This window comes from Achromobacter sp. UBA4530 (assembly GCF_002388205.1).
In the GTDB taxonomy this organism is placed as follows: domain Bacteria; phylum Pseudomonadota; class Gammaproteobacteria; order Burkholderiales; family Burkholderiaceae_B; genus Achromobacter; species Achromobacter animicus.
Genome location: NZ_DGMA01000007.1, coordinates 524,868 through 549,078, shown reverse-complemented (window position 1 = coordinate 549,078; position 24,211 = coordinate 524,868). Strand labels below are relative to the sequence as shown.

General features: G+C 67.5%; 19 protein-coding genes. 6 read left to right on the top strand and 13 right to left on the bottom strand.

The window, feature by feature from the left end:
- Positions 1–5 precede the first annotated feature (5 nt).
- On the top strand, positions 6–431 hold the full coding sequence (locus B2W22_RS06815) for a ribonuclease domain-containing protein (RefSeq protein ID WP_286936770.1): 426 nt from the start codon (positions 6–8) through the stop codon (positions 429–431).
- Positions 428–841 carry a barstar family protein gene (locus B2W22_RS06810; RefSeq protein ID WP_079222467.1) on the top strand — a complete coding sequence of 138 codons (414 nt, stop codon included), beginning with the start codon at positions 428–430 and terminating at the stop codon, positions 839–841. The genes B2W22_RS06815 and B2W22_RS06810 overlap by 4 nt, the downstream gene beginning before the upstream one ends.
- Positions 842–902: 61 nt before the next feature.
- Here the strand turns inward: B2W22_RS06810 and B2W22_RS06805 are convergent, their stop codons facing one another.
- The gene (locus B2W22_RS06805) at positions 903–2,666 is read right to left on the bottom strand and encodes a hypothetical protein (protein ID WP_286936751.1); all 1,764 of its coding nucleotides are present in this window, start codon (positions 2,664–2,666) and stop codon (positions 903–905) included.
- Positions 2,667–2,676: 10 nt separating this feature from the next.
- A complete protein-coding gene (locus tag B2W22_RS06800; protein WP_116864319.1) occupies positions 2,677–3,276 on the bottom strand; it encodes an NfuA family Fe-S biogenesis protein in 600 nt (199 codons plus the stop codon).
- Positions 3,277–3,366: 90 nt separating this feature from the next.
- Here B2W22_RS06800 and B2W22_RS06795 point away from each other — a divergent pair, with 90 nt between their 5' ends.
- The 3 genes from B2W22_RS06795 (at position 3,367) to zupT (ending at position 5,037) form a co-directional block, all read left to right on the top strand.
- The gene (locus B2W22_RS06795; RefSeq protein WP_079222470.1) at positions 3,367–3,717 is read left to right on the top strand and encodes a 4a-hydroxytetrahydrobiopterin dehydratase; all 351 of its coding nucleotides are present in this window, start codon (positions 3,367–3,369) and stop codon (positions 3,715–3,717) included.
- A complete protein-coding gene (locus B2W22_RS06790; RefSeq protein ID WP_286936749.1) occupies positions 3,714–4,130 on the top strand; it encodes an energy transducer TonB in 417 nt (138 codons plus the stop codon). The genes B2W22_RS06795 and B2W22_RS06790 overlap by 4 nt, the downstream gene beginning before the upstream one ends.
- A gap of 97 nt (positions 4,131–4,227) precedes the next feature.
- The gene (gene zupT / locus B2W22_RS06785) at positions 4,228–5,037 is read left to right on the top strand and encodes a zinc transporter ZupT (RefSeq protein ID WP_079222472.1); all 810 of its coding nucleotides are present in this window, start codon (positions 4,228–4,230) and stop codon (positions 5,035–5,037) included.
- A 154-nt stretch (positions 5,038–5,191) separates the two neighbouring features.
- On the opposite strand, the gene B2W22_RS06780 is transcribed toward zupT, so the two are convergent.
- The gene (locus B2W22_RS06780; protein WP_108758233.1) at positions 5,192–6,166 is read right to left on the bottom strand and encodes an RluA family pseudouridine synthase; all 975 of its coding nucleotides are present in this window, start codon (positions 6,164–6,166) and stop codon (positions 5,192–5,194) included.
- A gap of 416 nt (positions 6,167–6,582) precedes the next feature.
- Here B2W22_RS06780 and B2W22_RS06775 point away from each other — a divergent pair, with 416 nt between their 5' ends.
- A complete protein-coding gene (locus B2W22_RS06775) occupies positions 6,583–9,825 on the top strand; it encodes an Rne/Rng family ribonuclease (protein WP_286936746.1) in 3,243 nt (1,080 codons plus the stop codon).
- 238 nt (positions 9,826–10,063) lie between these two features.
- Here B2W22_RS06775 and B2W22_RS06770 read toward each other — a convergent pair whose 3' ends face one another.
- From B2W22_RS06770 to B2W22_RS06725, 10 genes are all read right to left on the bottom strand, one after another.
- Positions 10,064–10,954 (bottom strand): endonuclease/exonuclease/phosphatase family protein, encoded by an 891-nt coding sequence (locus tag B2W22_RS06770; RefSeq protein WP_286936744.1) that lies wholly within the window; start codon positions 10,952–10,954, stop codon positions 10,064–10,066.
- A gap of 2 nt (positions 10,955–10,956) precedes the next feature.
- Positions 10,957–14,124, bottom strand: coding sequence for a discoidin domain-containing protein (locus B2W22_RS06765; protein ID WP_286936743.1), 3,168 nt, complete (start codon positions 14,122–14,124; stop codon positions 10,957–10,959).
- The gene (locus B2W22_RS06760; RefSeq protein WP_079222477.1) at positions 14,121–14,957 is read right to left on the bottom strand and encodes a carbohydrate ABC transporter permease; all 837 of its coding nucleotides are present in this window, start codon (positions 14,955–14,957) and stop codon (positions 14,121–14,123) included. Before B2W22_RS06760 ends, B2W22_RS06765 begins: the two co-directional genes overlap by 4 nt.
- Positions 14,954–15,835 (bottom strand): carbohydrate ABC transporter permease, encoded by an 882-nt coding sequence (locus tag B2W22_RS06755; RefSeq protein WP_108747025.1) that lies wholly within the window; start codon positions 15,833–15,835, stop codon positions 14,954–14,956. Before B2W22_RS06755 ends, B2W22_RS06760 begins: the two co-directional genes overlap by 4 nt.
- The gene (locus B2W22_RS06750; RefSeq protein ID WP_286936740.1) at positions 15,832–17,172 is read right to left on the bottom strand and encodes a sugar ABC transporter substrate-binding protein; all 1,341 of its coding nucleotides are present in this window, start codon (positions 17,170–17,172) and stop codon (positions 15,832–15,834) included. Before B2W22_RS06750 ends, B2W22_RS06755 begins: the two co-directional genes overlap by 4 nt.
- Before the next feature lie 4 nt (positions 17,173–17,176).
- Positions 17,177–18,781 carry a glucoamylase family protein gene (locus B2W22_RS06745; protein ID WP_283221544.1) on the bottom strand — a complete coding sequence of 535 codons (1,605 nt, stop codon included), beginning with the start codon at positions 18,779–18,781 and terminating at the stop codon, positions 17,177–17,179.
- A gap of 248 nt (positions 18,782–19,029) precedes the next feature.
- Positions 19,030–22,089 (bottom strand): TonB-dependent receptor, encoded by a 3,060-nt coding sequence (locus B2W22_RS06740; protein ID WP_079222481.1) that lies wholly within the window; start codon positions 22,087–22,089, stop codon positions 19,030–19,032.
- Between the two features lie 76 nt (positions 22,090–22,165).
- Entirely contained in the window at positions 22,166–23,188 is a 1,023-nt protein-coding gene (locus B2W22_RS06735) for a LacI family DNA-binding transcriptional regulator (RefSeq protein ID WP_286936737.1), read from the bottom strand.
- Positions 23,189–23,351: 163 nt separating this feature from the next.
- The gene (locus tag B2W22_RS06730; RefSeq protein WP_079222483.1) at positions 23,352–23,627 is read right to left on the bottom strand and encodes a BolA family protein; all 276 of its coding nucleotides are present in this window, start codon (positions 23,625–23,627) and stop codon (positions 23,352–23,354) included.
- Positions 23,624–23,929 (bottom strand): YciI family protein, encoded by a 306-nt coding sequence (locus B2W22_RS06725; RefSeq protein ID WP_234458282.1) that lies wholly within the window; start codon positions 23,927–23,929, stop codon positions 23,624–23,626. Before B2W22_RS06725 ends, B2W22_RS06730 begins: the two co-directional genes overlap by 4 nt.
- Positions 23,930–24,211: the final 282 nt, after the last annotated feature.

The following is a 24,211-nucleotide window of genomic DNA, read 5'->3' as shown; positions in this document are numbered from 1 at the left end:
TCGCCCTGCTGCTGCTCGGCCTGGTCGCCAACCATTTCCTGCAGCGGCCACCGGCACCGCAGTTCGCACAGGACCTGCAGGGCGCGGCCAACCGCAGCGCACCGGCTGTGCATGGCGGCGGCGGCGACCGCAACGACGGCCTGCCCGGCTTCCTGCCGGCCGAAGCGCGCCAGACCATCGCCCTCATCCAGCGCGGCGGCCCCTACCCGCACCGCCAGGACGGCACCACCTTCGGCAACCGCGAGCAGCGCCTGCCGCAGCGGCCGCGCGGTTACTACCGCGAGTACACGGTCGACACCCCCGGTGCCTCCAACCGCGGCACGCGCCGCATCATCACCGGCGGCGATCCGCCGCAGGCGTGGTACTACACCGACGATCACTACGATTCGTTCCGCAGCTTCACCGTACCGGCCCCGGGAGAACGCCCATGAGCCACGACGATTTCGGCCTCGGCCTGCATGACATCAACAACGCCGGCGTCTACGCCATCGACACCGGCGACATCAGCGACCTGGCTGCGGCCATGCGCGATGCTTCGCTGAAGGTGATCCGCATCGACCTGCACGGTGTAGCCGACAAGCGCACCCTGCTGGCGCGGCTGGCCGCACAGCTCGATTTCCCGGCAGGCTTCGGCGGCAACTGGGATGCGCTGGCCGACAACCTGCGCGACCTGCAGTGGCTGCCCGCACCGGGCTATGCACTGTTCCTGGCCGACGTCGATGCGCTGCGCGCTGGCGCGGCGAAGGATTTCGACACGCTGCTGGACGTGATGGATGAGGCCAGCCGCGACTGGGTCGGGCGTGACGTGCCGTTCTGGGTGTTCCTCTCGCAGAGCGAGTGAGCGGTAGCGCCGGGCCACGCCCGGCGAGCGCGCAGCGCGGCATGCGGCGTACAGTCCGCCGTTACCGGCTGCCGTTGTCTTCCTGGAGTTCTTTCTTGAACGGGATGTCCGGTGGCGGCCTTGCCACCGCCGGCTGGTCCTGCATGTTCGGGTCGGTCAGGCCGCAGCCACCACCGGCCTGCAGGATCGAGATCACGCAGGAGATCTTCGTGCTGGTACCCGGCAACGGGATCTCCATCGCCTTGACGCCCTTGCGCACCCATTCGGCCAGCAGCGATTCCTGCGGCACCCAGTACTTGTCGAACGAGGTGGGCGTGTAGTCGTACGGCGGCCGCTTCAGCCATCGGCCCGACTCGGCGATGCGCTCCTTGGTCCAGCCATCGTTGGCCCCACCCGGGGCACCACGCTCGGCCTCACCCTTGCCTTCCCCGCCCGGCACCTTGACGCTGCCATCGGCATTGAACAGCCCCTGCCCCGCACCCTGCGTGCTGGCCTGCGCTGCACCGCTGCGCGCGCCGTCATGGTTGCGGTCCGAGGCACCCCAATCATCGCCCTTTGCCGGCGTTGCCCAGTTGCCCGGGTCCGGCGCAGGACGCGCACCGGCCTGCGCGGGGGTCGCCGAACTGGCGGCCGGTCGCGCCGATGCCGTACTGGATTGGCGGGCCGCACTGCCGGCCGGGGCCGGCGTCGGTGCAGTGCTGGCGCCACTGGAAGGCGACGACGCAGCGACCGGCGCGTTGGCCACGCTGCGTTCGCGCACCTGCACCTCACGACCGGTCGGCGCACGCACGCTGGGTTCGCGGCCAGGCACGGCCGCCATGCGCACCTGCGGGTCGACCACCGCCTGCACTTCGCGCTCGCGCACCTGCACCTCGCGCTGCTGCGGCAGGCGTACCTGCACGTCGGCGCTGCGCACCGGCTGCGGCGCCACCGGAGCTTCCAGCGTGGCGACCTCACGCTCCTGCACCTGCACCTCGCGGACCGCCGGGGCAGGCACGGCCAGCGGCACCTGCCGCACCTGCATCGGTACGGCTGGCGCCTGCACGGTCTGCACGCTGCGCTCGCGCACGGCGGGCGTGGTGTCACGCGGCACGATGTTCACTTCGGTGCGCGGCACGCTGACCGGGGGCACCACGAAATCGGTGGTCGCCTCGGCCACCGCAGTGGCCTGCACCGGTGTCGGCGGAGGCGCAGCCTGCGGTGCGGGCTCGCTCTGCGCCGGCGGTGGCGGCGTCACTGCGGCACTGCTCGCCGGGGCAGGTGCGGCTGCAGCAGGCGCGGCCGGTTGCGGACGCGGCGCGCTGGCCTCGCCCGCCGGCTGGCCACTGGCCACCGCACCGGCTTCGGCAGCAGCGGCCGCCTCGGCGCCGGGCTGGTCGCCGCCGCCTTCCTGCGCGCCGCGGCCGACAAACTCAATCTGCACGCGCTCGCCTTCGGCACCGGCGTCGTCCGGCGCTGTGGTGCGGATCACCGCCACCCACAGCAGCAACAGGAAGAACAGCAGGTGCAGCAGCGCGCTGACCACCGCCGAGGTCCAGCGCATCCAGCGCTGGTCACGCGGGGCCGGTTCCCACCCCTGCCACAGCAGGCGCCGCGCCGCGCCCCACGGGCCCAAGGCCGGCAGCAGCCCGGGGCGTCCGGGCAGGGGCCGTGGCAGCAGCAGCGCGATCACGTCGCTGGCGTGGAACGGCCGCGCGATCGGCTTCAGCGAGCGCAGCCAGATCGCCCAGCCATACGGCAGGCGCGTGCGCTTTTCGAGGATGAGGGGGTGCTGCTGGCGCGCCAGCAGCAGATCGATCAGTTGCTCGGCTCTGGGCAGAGGCACGCGTTGGCGATCAGGCGGCGTTGCCGCGGGGGATGTACGGCGCGTGGCCGCTGTCATGGTCGGTCGCGTCGCGCACGGCGGTGACGCCCGGCACGCGGCCCATCAGGGTCTTCTCGATGCCCTGCTTGAGCGTGACGTCGGCCATGCCACAACCCTGGCAGCCGCCGCCGAAGCGCAGCAGCACCACGCCATCGGCCGAGACTTCCTGCACGGCGACCTTGCCGCCATGCGAAGCGAGCTGCGGGTTGACTTCGTTTTCCACCACCCAGTGCACGCGCTCGACCAGCGAGGCGGCCTCGCCGGGCGCTTCGCCCTTGATGCGCGGGGCCTTGATGGTCAGCTGCTGGGTGCCGGCGGTGCCGGGAACGATGTCGATCTCGGCACCGTCGAGCCAGCCCACGCTGAGCGCGTCGACATAGAGGGTGAAGCCATCGCAGTCCACGGCCCACTCGTCACCCAGCAGGTCGCTGGGTTCGGCGAACTCCAGGCGGGCGTCTGCGCGCGGGGTGCCGGGGTCGACGGCGCTCAGGCGCACGCCCATGCCGGGCACGCCCTCGCGTTCGATCAGCTTGCGGAAGTGGGTCTGGGCAGTGTCGGAGATCTGGATCATCAGGCTATTCTAGCCAAGTCAGCGCCGGTCGCTCATACGGTTTATACACCGCCCGGCGCATTGTTCAGTCAACACGAGGTGGAGGAACCCATGTCCGACCTGATTCCGCTGGCGCAGGCGCGTTGCGTGCCGCGCAAGGGCAGCGATCACAAGCTGGGCGAGGCCCGCCTGGCCGAACTGCTGCCGCAGGTGCCGGGCTGGGAACTGGCCGAGGCCGGCCAGGCGCTGGTGCGCACGTTCCGCTTCAAGGATTACTACGCCACCATGGCCTTCGTGAACGCGCTGGCCTGGATCGCCCACCACGAGGACCACCACCCGGACCTGGGCGTGCATTACGACCGCGCCGTCGTGCGCTACTCCACCCATGACGTGGGCGGGCTGAGCGAGAACGACTTCATCTGCGCAGCCAAGACCTCGGCCCTGACGGAGCACGTGAAATGAATGTTCGACTGCTGAGCCTGTCCCTGCTCGCCGCCAACGGCCTGGCCGGCTGTGGTTCGTCCGAGCCGCCGGCGCCGCCGGCCGCCCCGCCCACCGAGGTGGCGGCAGTGAAAACCCCGCCGCCGCAGTACCCGATGGAACTGGCCTGCACCGGCGTGGGCGGCACCAGCACCTTCAAGGTCACCATCGGCACCGATGGCCGTCCCAGCGAGGTCCTGCTGCTGACCGGCGCCGTCAACGCGCAGCTGGACGACCTGGCCAGGACCGCCGTGCAGGCCTGGGAGTTCAAGGCCGCCACCCGCAACGGCCAGGCCGTGCCCGCCACCATCCAGGTGCCGGTCAGCTTCAACCCGCCGCAGCCGAAGCCGGACCAGTGCTTCGCCATCGAAGAGCGGATGCGCCGCGGCGGCTGAAGGCCGGCGTAGCGACGAGGCCAGCCGACGCCCGCCTCGCCCCCGCCGCCCCGGCCTGCCCGGGGCGGTTGCTGAATGACCAGGAACGCGTCGGTAAATGCTGCAGATCTCCCCGGAAAATTTCTGGATCGCGCTTGCGGTCACCCTTGCTGCCGGCCTGGCGACAGCCATCGGCAGCCTGCTGGTGCTGTTCTCGCGCCGGCCCAGCCCCCGCCTGCTGGCGTTCGGCCTGGCCTTTGCCGGCGGCGCGATGGTGTATGTCTCGCTGTCGGAAATCCTGAACAAGTCCATCGCATCGTTCGCACTGGCCTATGGCGAGCGCAGCGGTTTCACCTACGGCACCATCGCCTTCCTGCTGGGCGTGCTGGCCATCGTGGCGATCGATCACCTGATCCCGAACCCGCACGAGACGCTGGATTCGAAGGAACCGGCGTTCCTCGACAACAACAAGGCCTACATCAAGCGCGTCGGCCTGCTGACCGCCGTGGCGATCACCGCGCACAACTTTCCCGAGGGCCTGGCGACCTTCTTCGCGACCGTGGAAAGCCCGTCAGTGGGCATGCCGCTCGCCTTCGCCATCGCCATCCACAACATTCCCGAAGGCATCGCCATCGCGGTGCCGGTGTACTTCGCCACCCAGAGCAAGCTGCATGCCTTCCTGGCCAGCCTGCTGTCGGGCCTGGCCGAGCCGGTGGGCGCGGTGCTCGGCTACTTCCTGCTGAAGGGTTCGCTGTCGCACGCCACGTTCGGCTGGGTGTTCGGGCTGATTGCCGGCGTGATGGTGTTCCTGGCGCTGGATGAGCTGCTGCCGGCGGCCAAGCGTTATGCCAAGGGCCACGAGACCGTGTACGGGCTGGTGGCGGGCATGGGCACGCTGGCGATCAGCCTGGTGCTGTTCAAGTGGTGAGGGACTTGCGCGCCGCCCTGTAGAGTCGAGCCGTGCTCGACTGGCTTTCCGCTTTCCGCGCCATCTCGCCCCGTAGAGTCGAGCTTGCTCGACTGGCTTTCCGCCGCGCCCGGCCGAAGAGCAGTCGAGCACGGCTCGACTCTACATGGGTCGCTTACTTCAGGCGGTCGAGCGCTTCCACCAGCTCGTCGGCCAGCGGTGCGTTCAGCACGTACGGGGTCTTGCCGGCGTCCAGCGCGAACTCCAGCGAGGCCGCGTGCAGGAACAGGCGCTTCAGCCCGATCTGCTCACGAAGCCGCTTGTTGACTGCCGGATCGCCGTACTTGTCGTCACCAGCCACCGGATGACCCAGATGCTGGGCATGCACGCGGATCTGGTGGGTACGGCCGGTCTCGATGCGCACTTCGCAATACGAATGGCCGCCCTTGCGCTCCAGCACCCGGAAGTGGCTGATCGATTCCTTGCCGATCGCGTTGACCTGCACGTGGCGCTCGCCGCCCTGGCGCAGGCCGACGTGCAGCGGCGCGTCGACCGTCATCACGCCGTCGGGCATGCGCCCGGCCAGCAGGGTCAGGTAGCGCTTGCGGATGCCGGCACCGTGGTCTTCACGCAGCAGCGCCTGCAGCTCGCTCAGCGCCGAACGCTTCTTGGCCACGATCAGCAGGCCCGAGGTGTCGCGATCCAACCGGTGGACCAGCTCCAGGGTCTGCCCCGGGCGCAGGGCACGCAGGGTCTCGATGGCGCCGAAGCTGATGCCGCTGCCGCCGTGGCTGGCCACGCCGGTCGGCTTGTTCAGGGCCAGCAGGCGCGCATCTTCGAAGACGATGGCCTGCTCCAGCCGGCGCATGAAGGACTCGGGCGGACCCGCCTTGTCTCCTTCCTCGGTGAGACGAACCGGCGGCACACGCACCTCGTCGCCCGCCTCCAGCTTGCGTTCGGCCTTGGCGCGGCCGCCATTCACGCGGACCTGGCCGCTGCGCACCAGCTTGTAGACCAGGCTGCGCGGGGCGCCCTTGAGCTGGCCCAGCAGGAAATTGTCCAGGCGCTGGCCTGCACGGTCCTCGGGAACGGTGATCATGCGCACGGAAGGCTTGTCGCCAGCGGGCTTGGTGGGGTCTGAGGCAGTCATCTGGCTGTTTATTCTGTTACACTCGGGGGGCGAGATAAGGGATTGATTTTGTTGGAAGTTACTCAGGGCCAGAAGCCCAGCTTCCGACGAATCCGGCACAGTGCGCGACCACCGCCCGCGGGGCGGCCATGTTAGCGGCTCACCGGCCTTCCCGGCCATCGCCGGATGCCTGACACGCAACCGTGCTGAACATGTCCCGTGTGGCGCTCCAGCCTGGCTGACAGCTGCCTCCGGCCCTGCAACACCCCAAAACCAGAAAAGTGAAGCGCTCCCGCGGCCTGCCGTGGTGTCGTAGCGCTGGAAACCCAAGCCGCCCTCCCCGCGCATGCGCGAATGGGCGGCGAACCGTGTCCAGAGGCGAAACCCCATGGCGTTCCGCGCGGTAGCCGCTTGCGAGGAACGCAACAATGAAGCGAATGCTGATCAACGCCACGCAGGCCGAAGAGCTGCGTGTTGCCATCGTCGATGGCCAATCGTTGTATGACATCGATATCGAGCAGCCGGCGAAGGAACAGAAGAAGTCCAACATCTACAAGGGCCGGATCTTCCGCATCGAGCCCTCGCTGGAAGCGGCCTTCGTCGAATACGGTGGTGGCCGCCATGGCTTCCTGCCGCTGAAGGAAATTTCCCGCGACTACTTCCAGGCCGGCGTCGACCACAACAAGGCCGGCATCCGCGAGCTGCTGAAGGAAGGCCAGGAAATCGTCGTCCAGGTGGACAAGGAAGAGCGCGGCAACAAGGGCGCCGCCCTGACCACGTTCATCTCCCTGGCCGGCCGTTACATGGTGCTGATGCCGAACTCGCCGAGCGCGGGCGGTGTCTCCCGTCGCATCGAAGGCGAAGACCGGGCTGCCCTGAAGGACGCCTTGGACAAGCTGAACATCCCCGACGACATGGGCGTGATCATCCGCACCGCCGGCGTCGGCCGCGATGCCGAAGAACTGCAGTGGGATCTGGACTACCTGCTGAACGTCTGGCGCGCGATCGCCGAGGCGGCCCTGAGCAAGCCGGCACCGTTCCTGATCTACCAGGAATCGCGTCTGATCGTGCGCGCCCTGCGTGACTACCTGCGCGCCGACATCGGCGAGATCCTGGTGGACACCGAGGAGATGTACGAGCACGCCCGCGAGTTCATGCAGCAGGTGATGCCGCAGACCCTGCGCAAGCTCAAGCATTACAAGGACGACATCCCGCTGTTCAACCGCTTCCAGATCGAATCGCAGATCGAAGGCGCCTACGAGCGCAACGTGCGCCTGCCGTCGGGCGGCTCGATCGTGGTCGACCAGACCGAAGCGCTGACCGCCGTCGACGTCAACTCCTCGCGCGCCACCAAGGGCAGCGACATCGAGGACACCGCCTTCCAGACCAACCTGGAAGCGGCCGAGGAAGTGGCCCGCCAGCTGCGCCTGCGCGACCTGGGCGGCCTGGTGGTCATCGACTTCATCGACATGGCCTCCAACAAGCACCAGCGTGAGGTCGAGAACCGCCTGGCCAACGCGCTGAAGTACGACCGCGCGCGCGTCCAGGTCGGCCGCATCTCGCGCTTCGGCCTGCTCGAAATGAGCCGCCAGCGCCTGCGCCCGAGCCTGGGTGAATCCAGCCAGATCGTCTGCCCGCGTTGTGACGGCCACGGCCGCATGCGCAGCGTCGAGTCGCTGTCGCTGTCGATCATCCGCGTCGCCGAAGAGCATGCGATGAAGGAGAACACCGGGCAGGTGCTGGTCCAGGCCCCGGTGGAGATCGCCAATTACCTGCTGAACGAGAAGCGCAGCGCCCTGCGCGAGATCGAGAAGCGCCACGAGGCGCCGATCGTGATCGTCGCCGACGAGCAGCTGCACACCCCGCATTACACCGTGACCCGCCTGCGCGAGAACGAGCTGGGTGAAGAGAGCAACAAGCCGAGCTACCAGCGTGGCACCCCGCGCAAGCTGCCGGTGCACGCGCTGACCAAGGGCCAGCTGAACATCCCGCCGCCGGCGGTGACCCAGGTCAAGCACACCGCGCCGGCCCCGGTGCGTGCCGAAGCCGAACCGGTGGCCGCTCCGGCCCCGGCACCGGTCGCCGCAGCACCGGCACCGGCCGCCAGTGGCGGCGTGGTCGGCTGGCTGAAGCGCATCTTCGGTGGCGAACCGGCTCCGGCCCCCGCTCCGGCCCCGGCTGCCCGCCAGCCGCAGCAGGATGGCGGCCGCAAGGACCGCAACAAGGATCGCAACAAGGACCGCAGGGACCGTCGCGACGACAGCCGTGGCAACGGCGGCAACGCCAACGCCCAGCAGCAGAAGGACGGCGGCAACCGCAAGGACCGCGGTGAGCAGCGCAAGGACGGCCGCCAGGGCGGCAACAACAACGGCAACGCCCAGCAGCAGCCGCAGCAGGGCAAGCAGAAGGACGCCCAGCAGAAGGATGGCCAGCAGCAGCCGCAGCAGCAGAAGCCGCCGCGCAACGAGCAGCAGGGCCAGAACCCGCAGCAGCAGCCGAAGCTGAAGCAGCCCAAGCAGCCGCGCCCGCAGCAGGACGGCGACAAGCCGGCCGAGAAGCCGCAGCGCACCGCCGCCGAAGCACCGGTCGATACCGCAACGGCAGCTGCCGCTGTAGCCGCCACCGCCGTCGCCGCCAATGCGGTGACCGCGCAGGAAGGCACTGCGCCCGCCGCACCGATCGCACCGGTCGCACCGGCCGCCGACGTGCTGGTGGCTGATGCCGCACCGGTCGCCGATGCCGCCGCCAACGCGGGCGCTGACGCCGACGCGACGGCCGTGTCCGGTGAAGACGCAGCAACCGACGCCTCGGGCGAGCAGGCAGGCGAAGGCGCGACCCGCCGCCGTCGTGGCCGTCGCGGTGGCCGTCGTCGTCGTCGCGGTGGCGCCGAGAATGCCGCCGGTACCGATGCCCTGGGCGATGACCAGGACGACGGTGACGAAAGCGATGACAACGACAACGACAGCACCGAACAGGTCGCCGACCACGCTGCGCAGGCCGCCCCGGTCGCTGCCGCGCAGGCGACCCGTTCGCAGCCGGAATTCGATTTCGATGACGAAGTCGAGCCGGTGGCCGTGGAAGCCGGGAAGCCGGCCCGTGCGCCGGTGGCTGTTGCCGCTGCCGCCCCGGTGGTTGCCGTGAGCAGCGCCGTGGTCGACGCGGTGGCCCCGCAGGATGCTGCCGCCCAGGAATCTGCCGCCAAGGCCGAGCCGAAGCCGCAGCCGGTGCAGACCAGCATGCTGGACGAGATCGACGCCGCAACCCCGGCCCAGCCGGCAGCGCCGGTGGCTGTGGTGGCCGAGGCCAAGCCCGTTGTCGAGGAGGCCGCTGTGGTGGCCGCGCCGGCACCGGTGGTCGTCGAAGCCGCTCCGGTGGTTGAAGCCGCACCGGTCGTGGCCGAGGTCGCTCCGGTCGTTGAAGCCGCTCCGGTGGTGGAAGCAAAGCCGGTCGTCGAGTCCGCCCCGGTGGTCGAAACCGCACCGGTCGTCGAGCAGCCGGCCGCGCCGGTGGCTGTCGAAGCCGCGCCGGTTGAAGCTGCCGCACCGGTGGCCGAAGCCGTGGTGACGCCGTCCATCGACCCGGTGGCCGATGGCCATGCCGATTCGGCCAGCCAGGCCGCCGATGCCCAGGCATCGGACGAAGACGAAGAAGCTGCCAAGCGCACGCCGCCGGCGAACTGATCGTTCTTTGATCGCTTGAAACGGAACGGCGGGGATCGATGATCCCCGCCGTTTTTGTTTGTTCGTCCGGCACTGCATGGGTGGATGCCAACCGTGGTTGGCGCCGTTGATTCAACGCACGCGGACGCGCCCGTGCCGACCAAGGTTGGCACCTACCAGAGCGCCGACGATTGAACGCACGCGGACGCGCCCGTGCCAACCGAGGTTGGCACCTGCCAGAGCATGAAATCCCGCGGCGTCAGCGCGCCGGGGCGAACTGCAACCGGGTCCAGACGCCGTAATGGTCCGAGGCAAAGCGGCCGCTGTCGTCGGGCTGATCGAACAGGATCTTCGCTTCGCGCGCGACCATCCGGTCCTGCTGGAAGAAGATGTGGTCGATACGCGAGGGCGCCTGGTAATAGTGGCGGTTCAACGTGCTCACACCGGCCAGGTCGGTATTCACGTGCACGCTGCCATAGCTGTCGCCGTAATGGCTGCGCAGCTCGCTCAGGTCGCCCGCGTCCACCAGCGCGTTGAAATCACCGGCGATCACCACGGGCGCGCCCGCCGAGGTCCCGGTGATGTAGCTCAGCAGGTCTTCCACCTGGCTGCGGCGGATGCCTTGGCCACGCTCGTCGCTGCGTTCGTTCAGATGCGTGGCATAGACGTTCACCGGCTGTCCGTCCACGTCGATGCGCAGGTGGGCCACGGTGCGGTAGTCATCCAGCGGCTGCAGCAGGTGCTCGCCATGGGCCAGGATCGGGCGCCGGGTCAGCAGCGCGTTGCCGTAGCGCTTGGGCGCCCCCACCGGATCGGTCGAGACGAACACGTACTTGTAGCCGAGCTGGCTGGCCAGCCACTGCGCCTGGTTGCGTACGTTGCGGCGCTGGATCACTTCCTGCAGCGCGATGGCATCGGGTTGCAGGCGCTTGAGCTCGGCCAGGATCGTGCGCCGACGGGTCGGCCAATCCTCGCGGTCGTGGTGCAGGTTGAAGGTCACCATCCCCATGCCGGGCGCAGTGGACACCTCGGCCGGGGCCGGCGCGGCCTCTGCCGCCTGCTGTGCCGATGCCAGCCCCGGCAGGGCCAGTGCGATTGCCAGCCCCAGGCCGCGCAATGCCACGCGCGCCCTCCCCTGCTTCAACGCCATGCTCACTGTCCCTTGCGTTCTGCGCGGCGCACCGCGCTGGGCACGTCGATCTCGATCCGCGCGGGCAACTGGTGCACGCGCAGTTCGCGGTTGTTCCATACGGCCGGCTCGCCATTGATGGTGGCCTCACCGGGGTCGCCGCTGTACGGCCACGGCAGCACCACGCCACCGGGCGGCGGCACCAGGCCCGCTTGCAGGTCGAGCACCAGCTGCTTGTCGCTGCGCTGCAGGCGGTAGTTCAACTGGCCCTGCGGCGTGCGCAGGCCCTGCACGGCGATGCCCTCCCCCTGGAACCAGGCGGTTGGAATGCCTGCTGCCAGCACCAGCGCCTCATCGGCGTCGCGGTTGTAGGCGAACATGTCCAGGGCCGAGCGCACGAAGTCAGACGCCACCCAGGCATGCGGCAGGTCCCCGACGAAGAACGGCTTGCGCGGCGTGCGCGAGACCACTTCGGCCCACTGGTTCCAGGGCTGCGGCGCACGGTCCTTGAAGAAGAACTGGGTGGCCTGCCAGGCGCGGTCGCGCCAGCCCAGGCGCACGAAGGCCGCCACGTTGCGCCATTCGTAGGGCGTGTAGTCCTTCCACTCGCGCTTGCCATCGCGGCGCGCGACGAACTCGTTCCAGTAGCGCTCGAAGGTCGCCTCCAGCGCCTCCTGCGGCAGCCGGCCCTGCTCGCCACCCGGCGCCAGCGCGATGGTGGTGGAGGTGGCATCGAAGTCACCCAGCTCGGCCGAACCGGGCAGGTAATCGATCCTGTGCTGCTGCATGGCGGCCAGCAGCGAAGCCTGCAGGTCGTCGCGGAACTGGTCGCGCGACTCGCTGATCTGCATCGCCTCCACCTTGCCCAGCTGTGCCGCCACCTGCGCAGCATCCTTGTAGCCGCGCAGCGCCCAGAAGTTGTCCCAGTACGAGTGCATCGGCTTGGCCGAATAGCCTTCATGGCTGATCGAGGCCGGCATCATCCCGTAGAAGGCAGGGTTGCGTGCGCGGTTCTCCTCGGTGCGCTCGCTGGCGCGCAGCTGCTCCATGTAGCTGTAGGCGCCCTGCACGTGCGGCCACATCAGTTCCAGGAACGTGCCGTCGCCGGTGTAGCGCCAGTACTCGGCGATGTTGTAGATCAGCTCGCCGTGGCTGTCGTTCTCGGGCACCGGGTCGCTGCCGCGGGCATCGACACAGCACGGCACCTTGCCATTCTCGAACTGGAACGGCGCATACCAGGTCACGTAATCACGCACGGCGTCGCTGCGACCCATGCGCAGCAGGCCTTCGGAAATCATCGCGCCATCGCGGATCCAGCTGCGTGCATACGAACGCGTGCCCGGCTGCAGGCGCGGGCCCACGCGCGAGATCAGCATGTGCGCCACGGCGGTACGCAGGGTTTCAACCAGTGGCTGGCCGGCCGCCGGTACCTGCAGGTTGACCACGCCCAGCTTGTCGCGCCACATCGCCGCCACCTGCTGCTGCGCCTTGGCCACGTCCAGCGCCTGCGGCTTCCAGCCGCCGGTCTGCGGCAGCACCACGGCCACCTCGCGGCTCTGCCCCGGCTCCAGCTTGATGGTGTACAGCATCGCGCCGGAGGCCAGGCCCGTGCTGTCCTTCACCGCCGTGGTCGCCGGGAAGTTGCCCGACGCCAGGTGCATCGCATCGAGCTTGCCGTCGAAGGTCGTGGCAAAGCGCGCGTCCGGGACCTGCAGCGGGTAGATGCGCGGTTCGCCGTTTACCCGCACCAGCTGCTCGCCCACGTCCAGCGCTTCGATGCGGCTGAAGCCACCAGTGGTGTTGAGGAACTGGGTCGGCGGATTGACCTGCCAGGGTCGGATTGCCAGCGCCAAGGTGTATTCGTGGGCGACCTTGTCCGGGTTGCTCAGGCGGTAGCGGCCGATCAGCTGGGCGCGCTCGGGCGTGCCCTGCACGAAACTGGTCACCGACAGGCCGGCCTTCTCATGCACCCAGTCGACCGTGGCGATGGGCAGGTAACGGTCCTGCAGCGACTGCGTGGTGGCCACACTGGACCAGTCCAGCAGCTTGCCGTCCATGCGGATGAACGGCTCGATGCTGAAGCTGCCCTTGGCCGGCTCCAGTGCGCCATCCTCGCTGATCAGCGCCTGCTCCTGGCCACCGTCGAGGCCCAGCAGGGTCCAGTACGGCTGCTCGCCCACGTAGGCACGCGGCAATGCACCGCGCGGCAGGTCGGCGGCCACCGAGGACAGGAAGGCATTGGGCGTGGCCGCGAAGGCCAGCGGCTTCAGCGCGATATCGCGGATGCCGTAGCGCCAGTTCGGCCCGTCCTGCAGATCGAAGCGCACGTAGCGCGCATCGGTATCGGGCAGCGCCAGCCAGTCACGGCCGCCGCCACCACCGGTGACTTCGCGCACCGTCCGCCAGTCGCGGCCGTCCTCGGAGGTGCGCACCGTGTAGCGGGTCGCCTCCAGGTTGGGCAGCCAGTCGATCACCGCACCGCCGATCTCGCGGCTCTTGTGCAGGTCCAGGCTGATGGTCTGCTGCTTGACCCCGCCACTGACCCAGAACGTATCGCTCTTGCCATCGATCATGCGGTCCTGCAGCGCGGTGGCCGTGTCGGCGATCACCGACGGCATCAGCGCGGACTCGTCCTGCGGCGGCAGCCCCTGCAGGGTCAGCTTGTCGAAGCACACGGTGCCGCGGCCACCGACCTTGCTGTAGATCGTGAACTCGACCGCGGCGCTGCGCGCCATCTCCTTCTCGGCCGAGGGGCCCCAGGCCTTGTCGATCTGGCGGCGGCGGTACTCCACCGGCGCCCAGGCCTTGCTGAAGCTGTAGCCCGGCCGGTTGACCCACCACACGTTGTCGCCGCTGGCATCGATCAGCTTGAACTGCAGGTCGTTGCGCGGGGAATCGCCGCGCAGCTGGAAGCCGAAGCGGTAATTGGCCGGGTACTCGATGTTCAGCGCGCGGCGCAGGCCGACATAGCCGGACACCTTGTGGAAGTCGTAGTCCAGGCACAACGCGCGGCCGCCACCGGCGCCGCTGACCGGCCGCAGCGAACCGCTGACCTGGTCGGACAGCACCAGCTTCCACGCGCTGATGTCATCGAAGTCGTCCAGCACCTTGGGCGCCGGCAGCGCCGGTGGTGCGGCGATCGCCAGGGAGGTCCACAACAGGCCCAATCCAACGGCGATCGCTCGCTTCATCCCTTGACGCTCCCCAGCAACAGACCTTGGATGTAGTACCGCTGCAGCACCAGGAACAGGGCCAGCACCGGAACCACGGTGACCACCGCGCCGGCCATCATCATTTCCACGTCCATGATGTGCTCGCGCGAGAGGGTGGCCAGCGCCACCGGCAAAGTGTAGTGCTCCTGATCGGTCAAGACGATCAACGGCCACATGAAATCGTTCCACGCGCCCATGAACGTAAAGATCGCCAGGGTCACCAGCACCGGCTTGAGCATCGGCAGCACGATCTGGAAGAAGATGCGCAGCTCCCCTGCCCCGTCGATGCGGGCCGCTTCCAGCAGCTCGTCCGGGATGGAACGGGCGTACTGGCGCACCAGGAAGATGCCGAACACGCTGGCCAGCGCCGGCACAATCACGCCGCCGAAGCTGTTGACCAGGCCCAGCTGCTTCATCAGCAGGAACAGCGGCAGCATCGCCACCTGCGCCGGGATCACCAGCGCCGCCATCAGCACCTGGAACAGGCGCTCGCGGCCGACGAAGTTCAGCTTGGCGAACGCATAGCCGGCCATGGTGTTGAGCAGCAGCGAACCGAAGGTGATCGCCACCGACACCAGCAGGCTGTTGGCGAAGTTGCCCCCCATGCCGGTGCGCGCGAACAGCTCGGTGTAGTTGTGGGTGGTGACGTGCGAAGGCAGCAGCGGCGGCGGGAAATGGGTCGCCTCGCCCTGCGGCATGAACGACACCGAGAGCATCCACAACAGCGGTGCCAGGCTGACCAGGGCCAGCACCAGCAACGCGCCATTGATCATCCACGGGTGCCAGCGCGACTGGCCGATCTCACGACTCATACCAACTGCCTCTTGCGGCCGAAACGCAGCATCACGGTGGTCACCGCCAGGATGATCAGGAACAGCAGGAACGCCACGGCAGAGGCGCGTCCCAGGTTCCACCACTTGAAGCCTTCCTCGAACATGAAATACAGCACGCTGACGGTGCTCTGCAGTGGGTCGCCGCGGGTCATGACGTACGGTTCGGCGAACAGCTGGAAGTAGCCGGACACGGTAATGACACCGACCACCAGCAGCACCGGGCCGAGCATCGGCAGGGTGATGTGCAGGAACTGCTTCCAGCGCGAGGCGCCATCGATGCGCGCGGCCTCGTACAGGTCATGCGGGATGGCCTGCAGGCCGGCCAGGAAGATCACCATGTTGTAGCCGAAGTTCTTCCACACGGCGAACAGCATGATGGTGGGCATCGCCCAGTTCGGGTCGCCCAGCCAGTCGATCGGGCTGATGCCGATATGGCCCAGGCCGTAGTTCACCAGGCCGTAGCTGGTATGGAACAGGTAGCGCCAGATCACCGCCACCGCCACCAGGGTGGTCACCACCGGGGCGAACAGCGCGGTGCGGAACAGGGCCTTGAAGCGCGCGGCCGGTGCATTGAGCAGCATGGCCGCGCCCAGCGACACGCCGATCGACAACGGCACGCCGATCACCACGAAATAGGTGGTGTTCCACAGCGACTTCCAGAACATCGGCGTCTGCAGCAGGTCGACGTAGTTGCCCAGCCCGACGAAGCGCAGGTTGCCGCCGTCAGCCAGCGCGTACAGGTCGAAGTCGGTCACGCTCAGGGCGAGCGCCGATGCCACCGGCAGGCCGAAGAACACGCCCAGCACGATCAGCGAGGGGCCGGCGAAGATCCAGCCGGCGAGGGACGAACGTTTCATTGCGGGCTCCCGGCCGCGACTGCACTGGTCGAGCCCGGGGGGGCATCGCTGCGCTGCAGGCGTTGTTGTTCATGCATCCAGCGGCGCTTGGCCAGCACCTTGTCCACGCGCTGGTCCAGCTCTTCCACGGCCTTGTCCTGCGGCATGCCGCCACGCACCACCTTCTCGGTGACGATGCGCATTTCCTGCACGATGCGCTCCCACTCGAGCACCTTCGGCGTGGGCTTGACGCGCTCCAGCTGGTCACGGAACGCGGCGGCCAGCGGATCGTTGGCCAGCGACGGGGCGTTCCAGGTACTGCGGCGCGGCGGCAGGTCACCGATGATCGAGTGGAACCGGGCCTGGATTTCCGGGCGCGACAGGAATTCGATCAGCTTCCAGGAGGCTTCCTTCTGCTGCGACTTGCGGAAGATCACCAGGCTGGTACCACCGGCGATGCCCGCGCCCGGGCCGTCCGGGCCCGGCAGGGCGGCGGTGCCCCACTTTCCTTCCAGTTCCTTGGGCTGCAGCTTCTTGAACTCGCGGATGTTCCAGGGGCCGGAGATGTAGAACACGTTGAAGCCGCGGAAGAACTCATCCCAGACGTTGGAGATCTGCGTCTCGGACATCTTCGGCGCCCAGCCCTGCTCGAACATGTTGGCGTAGAAGGCCAGGGTGCGACGGAAACCGGGGCTGGAGAAATTGCCGCGGGTGTCCTCGTCGCGCAGCAGCGGATCGGGCTGCTGCAGGGCCAGCGACAGCTGCTGCTCGAACTCGTTGATCGGCATCAGCACCGCATAGCGGTTCGGGCCCTGCATCTTCTTGATCGCGGCCATCTGCTGGTCCCACTCCGCCCAGGTGCGCGGCGGATGGTCGAAGCCGGCCTGCGCCAGCAGGTCCTTGCGGTAGAAGATCAGGCGGGTGTCGACGTACCACGGCACGCCCACCAGCTCACCGTGGATCACGTTGGTATCCCAGATGCCCTGGAAGTAGTCCTTCGGATCGACCACGGACGACTGCTGCACGAACGGCTGCAGCGGGGTCAGTGCATTGAGTTCGGCGAACTCGGGCACCCAGGTGTTGCCGAGCTGGCAGACATCGGGCAGGCCGTCGGCCGCAAAGGCGGTCAGCAGCTTCTCGTGCGCGGCCGTCCAGGGAATGTTCTGCACATCCACCTTGATGCCGGGGTTCTCGGCTTCGAACTCGTGGATGAGTTCGCTGACCACTTCGGCCTCGCGGCCCATGGCCCAGAAGCGGACCGTCGTGGTGCCCTGCTCGGTGCGCGCGCAGCCGGCCATGGCCAGTGCGGCCATCGCAGGCAGGGCCCAGCGTCGCAGGCGGTCAATCCAATCGTGCACCTTGTTACTTCCCCTGGCCCGTGTTGCGGTTGGCATTGTTCTTCTGTTCCTGCGCGGCAGCCGCGCGCGATTCTGCGATACCGACCGCGCGTGCCGCCGCAGCCTTCTCATCCTTTTCCAGCACCAGGGGCTGGAACGACCCTTCCGGGGCAAGCCAGCCACCGCTGAAACCGGCCCGTTCCAGGCCCTTGCGGATGTACGGGTTCTTCTTCATCACTTCCCAGACGAAGTCATCGCGGTAGTTGGCGATCATCGTCAGGATCGGGCCCTGGTCGATGGCGATGTAATCGCTGGCCACCCAGCCGCGGTCCGGCACCATGCGGCCGGTCTTGATCGGGATGTCGTAGTTGAAGCTGGGGTTGAACGAATCCAGGAAGCCATAGCTGGAATAGATGTAGTCGCCGTAGCGCTTGTGCATCTCCAGCGTGGCCGGGATCACTTCCTCGGGCGCGAACACGATCGAGGAGATCGCTGCGGTCGGGGCGATGGTGCCGTCATCGAAGTTCTCGCGCAGGCCGGCGCCGCGCGAGGAGTAATGGCGGAACTGGCGCTGCTCGCCACGGTATTCCTGGGTGGTGTTCTGCGGGCCGTCGCTGGCGGTCAGGCCCCACACGTTCTCGCCATAGTCCTTCCACTGCATCGGGTTGGCGATGGCGTACTCGCGGTGCGCCAGCGCCGCCGAGCGGCTGTTGAGGAAGTAGGTGCTGCCACGCTCGCGCATGTAGGCATCCTGGATATCGCGGAAATCGATCCAGACGTGGCTGTACTGGTGGCCGAACAGCGGGCCGAAGGACAGGTATTCCTGGCCCTGGTAGACGCCCCAGTCGTTGTCATAGGTGCGCGTCCATACCGTCCACGCATCCGGGCTCACCGGGTGGCTGGGCGAGCCGAGGGCGAGGATGTAGACCATCATCGCCTCGTTGTAGCCCATCCAGTCGTGGTCGATGAAGCCGCTCTCGGGGAACCAGCCCATCGAGATCAGCGGCGCACGCTGCTGCAGCCACGGCCAGTCGACCTGCTTGTACAGCTGGTCGGCGATCTGCCGGATTTCCTTTTCGCGCGGGTCGTCGCCGTCGTAGTACGACTGGGCGAACAGCACGCCCATCATCAGCAGCGCGGTGTCGACCGAGGACAGCTCGACCCAGCTGTCGTAGCGGCGGCCTTCCTGCATGTCCAGGAAGTGGTAGTAGAAGCCCTTGTAGCCGGCCTTGCCGGTGCGCTGCGGGCCCATCGGCACGTCGCGGAAGAACTTCAGCGTGGTCAGGGTGCGGTCGATTGCCTGGTTGCGGCTGACCCAGCCGTTCTCGATGCCGATCGGGTAGGCGGTCAGCGCGAAGCCGACCGAGGCGATGCTGGCGAACGGGCGCGACGGGTAGCGGTCCGGGGTCAGGCCGTTGAGTTCGTTGGTGGTGTCCCAGAAGAACTGGAAGGTGCGGCGCTCGATGTCATCGAACAGCGGCGGCAGTTCCGGCTTCATCGGCCGCGGCGGCGCGTCTGCTTCCAGCAGGATCACCGGCGGCTTGGGCTTTGCAGGCTCCTGCTGGGCCGGTTTGCAGGCGGCGATGGCCAGGGTCATCGCAGCGGCGGTCAACAGGTGGCGTGCCTGCATGGCGCGGTTCCTCCAGTGGGCTGATCGATGGGAAAGCATAACGTCCAATGGCCTGAAATCGTTTACAAACCAGACTCTTAAAAAACCACGCATTCGTGGCCGATTCAACACAGGCATTGTCCAGTCCCATGCAGCGCCGCAGCGACGCCGCATGGGGCTGGACAATGGACCGGCCCGCAGGCCGGCCATTGCCAGGTTCCGTTGCCAGCGGCGGGCCGCTGGCAACGGGGTGGTGCGTACGTCGTTGCTTAGAAGCGGAAGCCCACTTCGGCCTTGACCTGGCGCGGAGTACCGATGATGTCGCCGGTCTCGTTGTAGCTGGCCTGCAGCTTGCCGTTCGTCTTGACGTAGTTGTAGGTGGAGAAGTTGTCGAAGTTGAACACGTTGATGATGTCGATACGAGCGTACATCTCGGTGTCGCCCGGCATCTTGAACGTCTTCGTCGCCTGCAGGTCGACCGAACGGTAGCCGAAGATCTTGCCACCCAGCAGGAACTTGCCATTGGCATTGGGCACGGCAGCCTGCGGGGTCGGCAGGTTGAAGCCGCTGGCCTGCGGCACCGGGTACCAGTCGTTGACGGCGGTCGGGGTGGCCAGGGTGATCTTGCCACCGAAGGTGATGCCCCAGAAGCCAGCGTACGAACCGGTCATCACCAGGCGGTGGCGCGGTGCACCGTTGGAACGGATGGTCGGGTAGTCGCCGATCAGGCCGCGGTCAAAGGCGTACTTCTCGTTGATGTCGCGGTTGTGGCGCGCGGTCGTCCAGGTGTAGGCGATCGAGGTGCCCCAGCCGCTTTCCTTGGTGAACGGCTTCTGCGCCGACAGCAGGACCTGGGTCGCACGGGTCTTGATGCCCTGCTGGCCGATGATCAGGCTGCCGAAGCCCGGCACGTTGCAGCTCCAGGCCTGGCTCAGGCCCGCCTCGGTGCCACCGCACAGGCGCGGGTCATCGAAGAACTGGCCGGTCGGGTAACGGTTGCCCAGGGTGAAGGCGAAGCCGTCGTAGCTCAGGGTGCGGGCGATGGTGGCGTCGGTCAGCCAGTCACCGATCTGGTTGCTCATGCCCAGGCTGAACTGATCCGAGTACGGCGCCTTCAGCTTATTGTTGAGCAGGTCGACTTCCAGGCCGGCATTGCTGGTCGCGCCGACCAGGTCCTGCAGGTTGCCGATGCCGTTGAGCAGGTTCGGGTTCCAGTCATAGCAGGCGGCCTGGCCGTTGATGCAGGTGCCGGTGGCCGGGTTGCGGAAGTAGATCGTCGGCTGCGGCAGGGCCAGCTTGGTGGTTTCCAGCTGCAGGTTGTCGAACAGGTCGCGGTCGTACGAACGGCCGGCACCACCGTGGATCACGTGCTGCTCGTCGGCGTTGATGTCATACGAGAAGCCCAGGCGCGGCTGCCAGGCATCCTTGAATGCCTTGCGGTTGTGGCCGTTGCTGATGTAGTTGCTGATGTCCAGGCCGCCCAGCGCCAGCGAATCGGCGTAGGTCTGGCCGGCGGGGGCGCGCGGATCCTGCGAGTAGATCGCATCGACCACCGCCTGCGGGGTCACGAAGTCCAGGTAGGACGGGGTGACTTCGTAGTCCCAGCGCAGGCCGAGGTTGATCTGCAGGTGGTCGTTGACCTGCCAGTCGTCCTGGATGAACACGCCGTACTGCTTGGACTTCGAACGCACTTCACCCGACACGCCGTCCACGCCGGTCACCGGCTTGACGAACTGCGCCTTGTACGGGATGGAATCCGGGAAGTCCGGATCGCCCAGGCTGTAGGTGAAGGTCGGGTTGATCTGCGCCGCATCGGAGGCGTACAGGTCGATGGCCTTGTACTTCACGCCCATCTTGATGGTGTGGTCGCCGGCCCACTGGATGCCGTCCAGGGTCAGGTTGTCTTCGATCGACCAGCCCTTCTGGCCCTTCACCTGCGAATCCAGTGCCGAGGCGCCACCGATCTTCACCACGGTGCGGTCTTCGGTGCCGTCCGGTGCGGTGTAGGTGATGCCGTTGGCCAGGGTCAGCGGGGTCGGGTTGTTGAAGGAATCTTCATGGGTGACCATCATTTCGTTGTAGAAACGCTCGCCGCTGTGGTTCCAGCGCAGTGCGTAACGACGGTCGGTGTTGACCACTTCACGGCCGGCTTCCGGCGAGGTCTGGCCACTGAACTGCGACTGGGTTTCGTCGCGGTCCTGGAAGGTCAGCTCGATGCGGTCGTTGTCGGTCGGCTCGAAGTCGATCTTGCCGAAGATCAGGTCCTGCTGGAACGGCTGGCTGGCCGGGCCCAGGCCGGCGGCGCCCGCGGGCGGCAGCAGGCTGGCGGCACCAGTGACGGCACCGTCCGGAGCGATGGTGACCGGCAGGTCGAAGCGCTTGGCTTCGTAGGTCACGAAGAAGTGTGCCTTGTCCTGGATGATCGGGCCGCCCAGGGCGAAGCCGTATTCCTTCTCGGCCGAGACCATCTTGTCCTTGCCGCCCTGGCGCTCGGCCGGGGTCTTGGCGCGCATGTCTTCATCGGTGTAGCGGTAGAACGCCTCACCCTTGAATTCATTGGTACCGGACTTGGTGGCCGCGGTCACTGCGGCGCTCGACACCTGGCCGTACTCGGCCTTGTAGTTGCCGCTGATGACCTTGTATTCGCCGATGGCCAGCTGCGGGAACGGGTTGCCGGCGCTGCCGGACTGGCCGGCCACGCCGCCGCCCTTGACGTAGCTCTTCTGGCCCACGCCGTCGATGTAGACGTTGGTGCCGTCGGAATTGGTGGCACCGCCGCGCAGCGAGGTGTTGCCCTTGGCATCACGGGTGAAGATCAGGCCCGGCACGGCATCGGCGAACTCCAGGAAGTTGCGCGACACCTGCGGGGTGGTCTGGATCTGCTGCAGGCTGACGGTCTTGCCGACTTCGGAGGTACGCACTTCCTGCAGCAGGGTCGGCGCGACGACGTTGACGGTGTCCAGGTTGGTCGCGGCGCTGCCACCGGCAGTACCACCGGCGGCGGCCTCGCTGAAGTTCAGCGTGGAGGTCGAGGCCACGGTGACGGTGACCTTCTGGGTCTGGCCATTGGCGGCCACGTCATAGGTGCCCGGGTCCAGGCCCATCAGCGAATAGGTGCCATCGGCGCGCACGGTGCCGCGACGGACGGTGCCGGTGGCAACGTTGGTAGCGGTGACTTCCGAACCGGCCTGGGCGCCGGCCACCTGGCCGCGCAGGCTGGCGTTGGCCGACTGCGCCATGACGTTCGGGGCGGCGGCCAGCATCAGGCAGCTGACCAGTGCGGTGCTCAGCAGCCGGCGGGCCGGCATGCGGATCGTGGAATGCATCATCAACTCAATCTCCGGGTGGCGGTATCCGCGGATGCGGTACCTGCGATCAATCAAGAAAGAAGGAACGCCTCTGGCTTCAATGGCCCGATGGCGGAGTGGTGGAATCGCGAACGATGAGGCGGGGAACGAGCGTCTGCTTGTCACCTGCCCCTTCGGGGGTGTTGCCGTCCATCAACTGCATCAGACGCGTCATCGCCCTATCGCCCAACTCGGCGATACTGACCTGCATGGTGGTCAACGAGGGGTGTACAAACCGCGCCAGTGGAATGTCATCGAAACCCGCCAGGGCGACATCGGTGGGCACATGGATGCCTGCCTGCGCGAATGCGTAGAGGCAACCCAGGGCCATCATGTCGTTGGCGGCGAACACGGCATCGGGCAGCGCGCCGGCTGCCAGCATCTCCTGACCGGCGCGATGGCCGGAAGCTTCGTCGAAATCACCGGGCAACTCGATGCCTTCGGCGCCGTTGCCAAAAGCCGCCAGCGCGTCACGGAAGCCGCGCAGGCGCTCACGCGCGTCGAAGTTGAGATCCGGGCCAGAAATGAACGCGATGCGGCGGTGGCCGGCATCGAGCAGGTGGCGGGTCATGGCCATCGCACCGGCGTGATCGTCGATGCTCAGGACCGGGTGATCCTGCCCCGGCAGATAGGTGTTGATCAGGACCGTGGGCAGCGACTGCGGCAGGTTGTCGGTGAGGAAGCCGGGGCTCTCGGCATAGGGCGAGAGCACCAGCAGGCCATCGACGCGGCCGCGCATGGCACGCAGGGCGGCGCCCTGCTGTACCTGGTCGCCGTGGTAGCTGGACACCAGCAGGTGCTGGCGACGGTTGCGGGCAACGTTGTCGATGCCGCGCATCAGCTCGGAGAAGAATTCGCCGTACAGATCGGGCAGCACCACGCCCACCGTATTGGTGCGGCGGCTGCTCAGGCTGCGTGCGGCGGCGTGCGGGGTGTAACGCAGCCTCGCGGCGACCTCCAGCACAAGCTGGCGGACCGGTTCGGCGACATTCTCATGCCCGTTCAGCGCGCGGGAAACCGTGGCCACGGAGACCCGGGCTTCTCGTGCGACGTCTTTGATTGTTATGGCTGCCTTGTTCACGAAGCCGCCCTCCACGGCTTGGACCTACCAGCTTGGCGCGGAATGTAAGCGTTTCCATCTGCGCTTGTAAACACTCCGTTAGACGAATGTCCCCGGATGGACACAGAAATCTGACGTGGACAGGTCTGTTCCTGGACCTGGCAGGACTTTGCGGGACAGGCCATCAGCCCTGCTCGGACAGGGTGTATGCGCGGATGGACAGCGCATGGATATCGGTCTCCATCAGTCCGCCCAGCGCGGCATACACCGCGCGATGGCGCGCCAGCGGGGCCATGCCGGCGAACTGCTCGCTGACCACCAGCACGTTGAAATGGCCCCGCCCGTCACGTGCACCGGCGTGGCCGGCATGGCGGTGGCTGTCGTCTTCGATCTCAAGCGTGCTTGGCGCCAACGCCTGCTGCAGCGCAGCACGGATCAGATCGATGCGCTGCGCACTCATGGCAGCACCTTGCGGAACGGCCGCACGTCGACGCGGGTGTAGACGCCGGCAGCCACATAGGGGTCGGCATCGGCCCACTCCCGGGCCTGCGCGAGCGAGTCGAACGCGGCAATCACCACCGATCCGCTGAAACCGGCCGGACCCGGATCCTCGCTGTCGATCGCCGGGCACGGCCCGGCCAGCAGCAGGCGGCCTTCGTCGCGCAGCGCGTGCAGCCGCGCCAGGTGTTCGGGCCGGGCCTGCAGCCGCTGCGCCAGGACATCCTGGCCGTCGTAACCTTCAATCACATAGAACACGGGCATTCCTCGTTCATGTTGCGGTGCGTCGATTCTAGCCAATGGGCCACCGCCACCGGCCCGGCTGGACACTGGCCCGGCAAAGCCGTACCCTAGGCACCATTGCACGTGGCTTGATGCAGCAGCCCGTCGGTTTTTGCGGCCAACGCAGCCCCCGACGACCGTACCGCTGCTTCGAACCGGGCCAACCGGCCGGGCCACGTAGACGACCTCCCCGTAGTTCCGTCGCCGCCGTTTCCTGCGGCGCGTCCTGCTGTTTGATATGTGTGGAATCGCGCCGATCCCGGC

What these genes read in the sequence shown, in the direction of transcription:
- B2W22_RS06810 (WP_079222467.1), top strand. Translation starts at nt 428, where the DNA reads ATGAGCCACGACGATTTCGGCCTCGGCCTGCATGACATCAACAACGCC.
- B2W22_RS06800 (WP_116864319.1), bottom strand. Translation starts at nt 3,276, where the DNA reads ATGATCCAGATCTCCGACACTGCCCAGACCCACTTCCGCAAGCTGATC.
- B2W22_RS06795 (WP_079222470.1), top strand. Translation starts at nt 3,367, where the DNA reads ATGTCCGACCTGATTCCGCTGGCGCAGGCGCGTTGCGTGCCGCGCAAG.
- B2W22_RS06790 (WP_286936749.1), top strand. Translation starts at nt 3,714, where the DNA reads ATGAATGTTCGACTGCTGAGCCTGTCCCTGCTCGCCGCCAACGGCCTG.
- zupT (WP_079222472.1), top strand. Translation starts at nt 4,228, where the DNA reads ATGCTGCAGATCTCCCCGGAAAATTTCTGGATCGCGCTTGCGGTCACC.
- B2W22_RS06780 (WP_108758233.1), bottom strand. Translation starts at nt 6,166, where the DNA reads ATGACTGCCTCAGACCCCACCAAGCCCGCTGGCGACAAGCCTTCCGTG.
- B2W22_RS06775 (WP_286936746.1), top strand. Translation starts at nt 6,583, where the DNA reads ATGCTGATCAACGCCACGCAGGCCGAAGAGCTGCGTGTTGCCATCGTC.
- B2W22_RS06770 (WP_286936744.1), bottom strand. Translation starts at nt 10,954, where the DNA reads ATGGCGTTGAAGCAGGGGAGGGCGCGCGTGGCATTGCGCGGCCTGGGG.
- B2W22_RS06765 (WP_286936743.1), bottom strand. Translation starts at nt 14,124, where the DNA reads ATGAAGCGAGCGATCGCCGTTGGATTGGGCCTGTTGTGGACCTCCCTG.
- B2W22_RS06760 (WP_079222477.1), bottom strand. Translation starts at nt 14,957, where the DNA reads ATGAGTCGTGAGATCGGCCAGTCGCGCTGGCACCCGTGGATGATCAAT.
- B2W22_RS06755 (WP_108747025.1), bottom strand. Translation starts at nt 15,835, where the DNA reads ATGAAACGTTCGTCCCTCGCCGGCTGGATCTTCGCCGGCCCCTCGCTG.
- B2W22_RS06745 (WP_283221544.1), bottom strand. Translation starts at nt 18,781, where the DNA reads ATGCAGGCACGCCACCTGTTGACCGCCGCTGCGATGACCCTGGCCATC.
- B2W22_RS06740 (WP_079222481.1), bottom strand. Translation starts at nt 22,089, where the DNA reads ATGATGCATTCCACGATCCGCATGCCGGCCCGCCGGCTGCTGAGCACC.
- B2W22_RS06730 (WP_079222483.1), bottom strand. Translation starts at nt 23,627, where the DNA reads ATGAGTGCGCAGCGCATCGATCTGATCCGTGCTGCGCTGCAGCAGGCG.
- B2W22_RS06725 (WP_234458282.1), bottom strand. Translation starts at nt 23,929, where the DNA reads ATGCCCGTGTTCTATGTGATTGAAGGTTACGACGGCCAGGATGTCCTG.